Raw genomic sequence first — 3,082 nt, 5'->3', positions numbered from 1 at the left:
GAGGAGGACAAAGCGGACCCTTCAGGGGAAGTTCAGTGGGGCCTGGTGCTCTCAACGAGACAGGCGGGCAAGGCGGAGCCGAAGATCGGACTCGCCGGGCACTGCGCAACGTGAGCCGGCCATGGCTCAGCGCCGCACGTCACCGCGTGGCAGCCAAGGCGCATCGCACGGCATGGCGGAGCGGCCGCTGGTGCACTGGCGGAGATGGGCTCGCGGGGGCTGTGCCAACAGGTCCTCGACCCGTTGGCTGGCGTGAAGGCTTAGATCCGTAGGACCGCTGAGTCCGGCACGGGGGCAGATGCCAAGGGGGCAGTGACAGGTCGAGCGGCGTCGAGTGCATACGCGTGCGGAGGCCGATGAATGGCCGGGGTCTCGCACGGGCCGGGCAGCGCAGCGCCCTGTTGTGGCTGGCCGGACACACACTGGTGAGCCGCGTGATCGGGCTCCGGAGCATTCTGGTGGTCAGTGTGCCGCTGGCCGGAGTGCGGGTCGGGCGCCTCGTGGCTGTGCCCGGCGGAACCCGGGTCCGGAGCGTTCAGGGCTACCGCGTTGGTCGGCGCCCCGAGATGGGCGTGGGCTGCGGCGCTCTCCGCGCTGACACCGTGGCTGTACATCAGGGTGAGGAGAAGCGCGGCCAGCACCCACATTCGCCACGGGCCCGCTGCACGAGAGCGGGACCGTGGCGCGCTACGGGTCGCCCGGGCCGAAACCATGCCGGGGAGCATAGCGTCACGTCGGTCGTGGACCTCCTGTGGGGCGTGTTTTCCCTCGGACGAGTGGGTCCGTGGCTTTCGACCTGCCGGCGGGGGTTTCGGCTTCCGGCGGGGACGGCTACCGCCACCCCCGCAACCAGGGCAGGCCCGGCCTGATGCCCGCAGTCCTCGAGGCCTTCTCGCGGCCGCGGCCGCTGATCGAGGGCGCCGAAGCGGCCGGCGACCCGATCGAGGTCCTCCCGGCCGTCTTCCACGCCCTGTGGCACCACACGCTGACGACAGCACTCAAGGCGCCGCTCCACGAACGGGTCATCGTCAGTCCCGGTCCCCTCCGCGAAGGCAGTGGCGCCGGGCGTGGCGAGGAGAGCCAGGGCTGCGTCCCCGCAGCCGAATGCCCGGCGTCAGGCGAGGGGCGCGGCGGGGCCTGCGCCGGGTACGGGGAGGCGGTGTGAGCAGCAGCCGACAAAGCGGTCYACCGGTGGTGGCGGTCGGGTCTCATGTCCGCTTCCGCGGATTGCGGTGGCGGGTCGTTGCCCTGGCCGGGCAGTGCGTCCACCTGGCCGGCGAGGACGGCAGTGATGAAGCGGTGCTCGCCGGGCACCTCTTCGCCGATCCAGGCTTCGCCCTCCTGGGGGCAGAGGCGCAGCAGCCTCAGACGGTGCCGCGGTGGGGGCTGTTCGAGACGGCCCCGGCCACGGCGCGGGAGAAGGCGCTGGCCTGGCAGCGCCACATCCGGGAAGTCGAGTGCGGGTTGCCCGGCGGGCTGGGCAGCGGCGGGCCGGTGCGGGAGCAGTACGACCCCGAGCAGCACACGCTGGCCGAACGGGAAGAGGCCAAAGCAGCAGAGCTGACAGCGCTCGGCTTCGGCCGGGTGTCCCGTACGACGGTGCAGCGCATGCGCCTGGCCTACCGCAAACAGGGCCTGTGGGGGCTCATCGACCACCGCACCACCCGCGGCCCCAGCCCCACCGGACGAGCCGACGAGCGGGTCGTCGCCGCGGTCAAGGAGGCGCTGCGCCGCCAGCGCGGCCGCTCCAAAGGCACCATCAAAGGGCTGATGCCGCTGGTCGCGCACATCCTTAAGGACCGGCACGGCGGCGCGGTGGCGATGCCGGCGCAGGCCACCTTCTACCGGCTCGTCCATCAGCTCGCCGGCCCCGCCGACCATCCCGCACGCCCGGTGCGCACCCCGCCCATCACCGAGGACGGACGAGGGCACACGCCCACCGTCGCCCTGCGGCCCGGAGAGCAGGTGCAGATCGACACCACCCGGCTCGATGTCCTGGCCCTGTTCGACGACGGCACCCTGGGCCGGCCTGAGATGACGATCGCGGTAGACGTTGCGACGCGAGCGATCCTCGCGGCCGTGCTCTGTCCGGGCGGGACCCAGGCCGTGGACGCGGCCCTGCTGCTGGCGGAGATGGCCGTCCCCCACCCGTCGAAGCCCACCTGGCCCGACGCCCTGCGCTTCACCCACACCCAACTGCTCCCCCGGGCGCGGTTGCTGACGCTGGACGAGCGACTTCAGGGCGCGGCCGCCCGCCCAGTCGTGATCCCCGAGACGATCGTCGTGGACCGGGGCAAAGTATTCCTTTCCAGGGCGTTCACCGCCGTCTGCGAGACCCTCGGCGTCAGCGTGCAGCCCGCCCCGCCCTACGCGCCCACCGCCAAGGGCATCGTCGAGCGGACCTTCGGCTCGATCAACACCCTGTTCTGCCAGCACCTGCCCGGCTACACCGGATCCGACGTCACACGCCGAGGGCGCGACGCCGAACGCGAGGCGTGCTTCACCGTCGCGCAGTTGCAGGACCTCCTCGACGAATGGCTCGTGCACTACCACCACCGCCCGCACCAAGGGCTGCGTCATCCCGTGCTGCCCAAGGCCGCACTGACACCGAACCAGATGTGGGCCGCCCTCATCTCGGTCGCCGGGTACGTCCCCGTCCCCCTCACCAGGGACGACTACCTCGAACTGCTGCCGGTGCGCTGGCAGGCCGTCACCGAACGCGGGATTCGCCTGCACCACCGCACCTACGACTGCGACCTCCTGGCCCCTTACCGCGGGCAGCCCTCCCCCATCACCGCCCGCGGCGGGAAATGGGAAGTCCACACCAACCCCCAAGACGCCCGCCAGATCTGGCTGCGCCTGCCCGACGGCACGTTCGCCGAGATCCCCTGGATCCACCGCGCCCACGTCCACCGCCCGTTTAACGACAGACCTGGCAGCACATCCGCACCACCGTCACCCGCCACACCGACCCCGACAGCCTTGAGGCCGACCTCGCCGACGCCCTCGACCAGCTCATGCGCCGCACCCGCACCGGTAACGCCACCGCAGGCGAACAACGCCTCATGGCCCGCACCCAGCC

General features: G+C 71.8%; 1 protein-coding gene and 1 pseudogene. Both read left to right on the top strand.

Annotated features, from left to right (window positions below):
• The first annotated feature begins 784 nt into the window (after positions 1-784).
• Positions 785-1,165 (top strand): hypothetical protein, encoded by a 381-nt coding sequence (locus CA983_RS48645; protein ID WP_425276512.1) that lies wholly within the window; start codon positions 785-787, stop codon positions 1,163-1,165.
• Positions 1,166-1,191: 26 nt separating this feature from the next.
• Positions 1,192-3,082 (top strand): annotated as a pseudogene (locus CA983_RS42060) (Mu transposase C-terminal domain-containing protein); the annotation flags it as partial.

Source organism: Streptomyces swartbergensis, from assembly GCF_002148965.1.
Taxonomy (GTDB): Bacteria; Actinomycetota; Actinomycetes; order Streptomycetales; family Streptomycetaceae; genus Streptomyces; species Streptomyces swartbergensis.
The sequence above is the reverse complement of the archived record's forward strand: the minus strand, read 5'-3'. Positions and strand labels throughout refer to the sequence as shown.